At 65.3% G+C, this 3,395-nt stretch carries 3 protein-coding genes and 1 pseudogene; all 4 read right to left on the bottom strand.

What is annotated here, in order from left to right:
- Positions 1 to 621, bottom strand: a pseudogene (locus LCE31_RS38060) (hypothetical protein); the annotation flags it as partial.
- A gap of 68 nt (positions 622 to 689) precedes the next feature.
- Positions 690 to 911 (bottom strand): hypothetical protein, encoded by a 222-nt coding sequence (locus tag LCE31_RS38055; protein WP_225022730.1) that lies wholly within the window; start codon positions 909 to 911, stop codon positions 690 to 692.
- Between the two features lie 863 nt (positions 912 to 1,774).
- Positions 1,775 to 2,026 carry a helix-turn-helix domain-containing protein gene (locus LCE31_RS41420; protein WP_374118697.1) on the bottom strand — a complete coding sequence of 84 codons (252 nt, stop codon included), beginning with the start codon at positions 2,024 to 2,026 and terminating at the stop codon, positions 1,775 to 1,777.
- A gap of 30 nt (positions 2,027 to 2,056) precedes the next feature.
- A complete protein-coding gene (locus tag LCE31_RS38045; RefSeq protein ID WP_225022726.1) occupies positions 2,057 to 2,914 on the bottom strand; it encodes a TRADD-N-associated membrane domain-containing protein in 858 nt (285 codons plus the stop codon).
- Between the last annotated feature and the right edge of the window lie 481 nt (positions 2,915 to 3,395).

Genomic DNA, 3,395 nt, shown 5'->3' with positions numbered 1-3,395 from the left:
GCTGTGGGGCGTGGTGTGGTGCCAGGGCTGCCCGGTGATGATGCTTGCGGTGATACCCGCCAGGCACAGGGTGGCGATGCCGGTGAGGACGGTGCGCCGGCTGGTTCGGTGGGAGGGGGGCGGGAGGGTGTGTCCGTTGCTGGAGTCCGTGCCGTGGCTGGGAGTGCCGGGTGCCGCTGTCTGTGGCCTGTCTGGCCTGCCCGGGGCGTCGGGTTTTGGCGGTGGTGTGGGTGTTTGCGGCGGGTTTTCGACAATTGGGTTGTCGTTGCCTGGGGCGGGGGAGGCCGCCGCCCAGCACAATGTCAGTGGTCCTGCGCTTTGCAGCTCGTCGAGGCGCTCGCTGCCCAGGCTCGCGGCGCACCGCTCCTGCAGTTTTTTCGCGAATACTTCGGCCACTGTGGGATCTTCCCTGGCCTGCTTCGCCAGCCGGTACAGCTCTTGCCACGGCGTGCTGTCGTGTTCGCCGCAGGCGAGGACGTACGCCTTGACCACCTCGACGGATGCGCTGAGGTGGCGGTCGGTCACCCGGGACACAGTGCTTTTGTTGAAGTGGATCTCGGTAGCAAGGCCCGTCACGCTCTTCTTGCTGGCGTCCACCAGACACGCCAGCAGCCAGGCCATCGCCTCACCAGGGCCCTGGTGAGGATTGTGGAAGCGACGCAGGCGGCTCCGGCCGTCGCGCCCGTCGGTCACCGTGCCTCCCGGGTCGGGTGCGTGCTGAACAGGCGCCCGACGATGTGCGCGGCGGCCAGGCCGCTCCCGGCCGTACCGGCCAGCGCGCTCTGCACGTCGTGCCCGGTGATCACCAGGATGACCATCACGATCTGGACGAGGACGAGCACCACCGCCCGCCAGATCGGCGGGACGAGGATGCACTCCGTCGTGATGCTGTGGCGCGTGGTACCCATCATGGGCCTCCTGAGGTCCGGACTGATGCCGCCGGCTGTACAGGGTTGGTGAGGGCTGCAACCACTCACCGAAGCCGCGGCGATGCCATAAGAGTCCGCCAACTGGAGCCCCTGGCGCCAGTGTTGGATGTTTCGAACCGGATGCAGCATTCCTGCAACCAGGACATGAGCGTTGCCTTAAGACCCATCCGCGAGGACGTAAGCGTTGCCTTAAGGCCCATCGGCGTCCGCGTCGAGGCGGCCCCGGGTGCGGTAGCGTCGCTGATCCGTGTCTGCCCAAGGACAGCACGTTGGCGTGTTTGCGCAGCTCACAGCTGTTGCGGGGTGTTGCGGAATACAGTGCGCAACAAAGAGACGGTCGACAAGCGCGGCAGATCAACCACACTGGAACACGGGTCCCGGCTCCCCGGGATCAGCCAAAGCGGAATGGCCCCTTGGTCCGGGCACCGCGGCAACGATCCGGCCTCCTGCTGCAACAGGCAGGCCGGATCTCCGCAACTGATGACGCGGCAGATGCGGAACTTCGAGGGTCTCCAGCCGTACGGGGCCGGCCACCGCGTCCGCGAGCACGGGGGCCGTCAGACCGCCCGCGTGGCGCGGGTGGTGTGGGACATGGGCGACGGTGGCCAGCCGGTCACCTTCACCGCCCCCGGCACCCCCTACGACGCCTCGTACGGGCTGAAGACGTTCCCGGACTGCGGCTACCGCTACACCCGCCCCAGCACCACCGCGCCGGGCGACCGCTACTCCGTTACCGCGAGGGCGACGTGGGACATCACCTGGACTGTCGCGGGACAGAGCGACGCCTTGACCGCGACCCGCGGCTCTGCGGGCTCCGTACGGGGCGTTACCGTGTGCGTGATCGATTACTCCGTCACCGCGACGGCGACGTGGGACATCACCTGGACCGGAGCGGGACAGACCGGCGCCCTGACCGCGACCAGCCGACTGCGACATGCCCGCAGCCTGGGCATCGTCCGCGTCGACCAGTGCGAATCCCCCGAAGGAGGAGCCTGGTCGGGGGTTCGGGCAACCAGGGACTCGACCTGCTCATCCGTGATCTTTCGCGGGGCACCGGAGCGCGGAGCGTCGACCAGCCCCTCGACCCCACCCACCATTCCGCAGCGGTAGGGGTTCATGCGATTCGACTACGCCCTTGTACTGGGCTGACCCTGATCTGAGGCCGTCTCCCGCGGATACGTCACTATCGATTGCGCAAGCGTTGTCAACACTTCGATACGCTGCGCCTGGTCGAGATCAATTTCCTTAACGATCCGCTCAGCAGCCAAATAGCGGGAAAACTCCAGAGGCTGATCGAAATATGCCCGCAGGTGAGAGGCCGCAGTTTGCTGCGACAGCACAAAAGTCCGGCTTACATATCCCGCCAGCGCCGCAGACACCGCACCCAGCCCACCGGCCACCACCGCACCTGCCGTCGTACTCGCGTTCAATGCCACCAACACGAACCCCACCAGCAGCGAGAACCCCAAGGCCATCGCGACCTGCGCATTGCGAAACGAGCGTCTTGCCTGCCCAAGCGCAATCTCGTGATAGTGATCCAGTCGCGTATGCGTCACCGCCCACAGTTCCGGCAACGCCAAATCTCCTGCCCGCAAACCCTGTACCGGCTCGGCTTGCCCTCGCGGCTCTGCCGACTGGACAAGCTGTTCGCCCGGGTCCACCTGCGGCGAAATCCGGCGTGCGCGCAACGCATCCTCGAAATTGCGCTCGGCATCCCGTACACGCTGTCGACTCGCAGCTTCCCGCGCCCGGATCTGATTGGTGACGCGCCACATCAAATAGGCCACGATCACCATTAAAATCAAGCCTGTAAAGGTTATCCAGATGTATGCAGCGGAATCTTCTTTGATTTTCGATAATGCAAAGCCCAACCCCATAAAGACTGCAAATACAGCCGCAAGGGTTGGAACGACTCTGCGGAAAATCCAGCCATAGAACCTGGACGCGCTTAACCGCCGCCGGCCCTCCGTGCTCTCATCAGCCATGACTAATCAGGATGACTGATCCCGCCGCAGCTGTCCACCGAAATGGAGAACCTGCTACACCTGCGCGCTAGTCCCGTCGTCCGCACGTCACTCAGATGAGTGAAGATCGAATGCCGAACTTGCCCAACTATGGAGGGCTTTCGGTCTCCAGTCGGGCGTCCATATCGTGAGATAATGATGTCGTCGCCAGTCGGCAATCGATCTCTACGCCCATGTGCGAAGCCCGGCGCGCCCGGTCCGCTCTCGTCCGGGAGCTCGGCGCGGGTCGGTCCAGTGCCCAGCGGGCGGCGATCGGTCACCACCTGATTCTCGACCGGTCTACGGGCCGTGTGCGACAACCGGGGCTACGGGGCCTATTCATCACGGGCCGCACGGTGACGAATCCCGGGGACCAAACATGCGCGCGCGCGTGTCGCGCGCGTGGGAGAACCGGTTCATGACCGTCACCTCGCACCGCACCCGCACCCGCACCGCATCCGGA

It is taken from the genome of Streptomyces sp. 8L, assembly GCF_020176795.1.
Classification (GTDB): domain Bacteria; phylum Actinomycetota; class Actinomycetes; order Streptomycetales; family Streptomycetaceae; genus Streptomyces.
The sequence above is the reverse complement of the archived record's forward strand: the minus strand, read 5'-3'. Positions and strand labels throughout refer to the sequence as shown.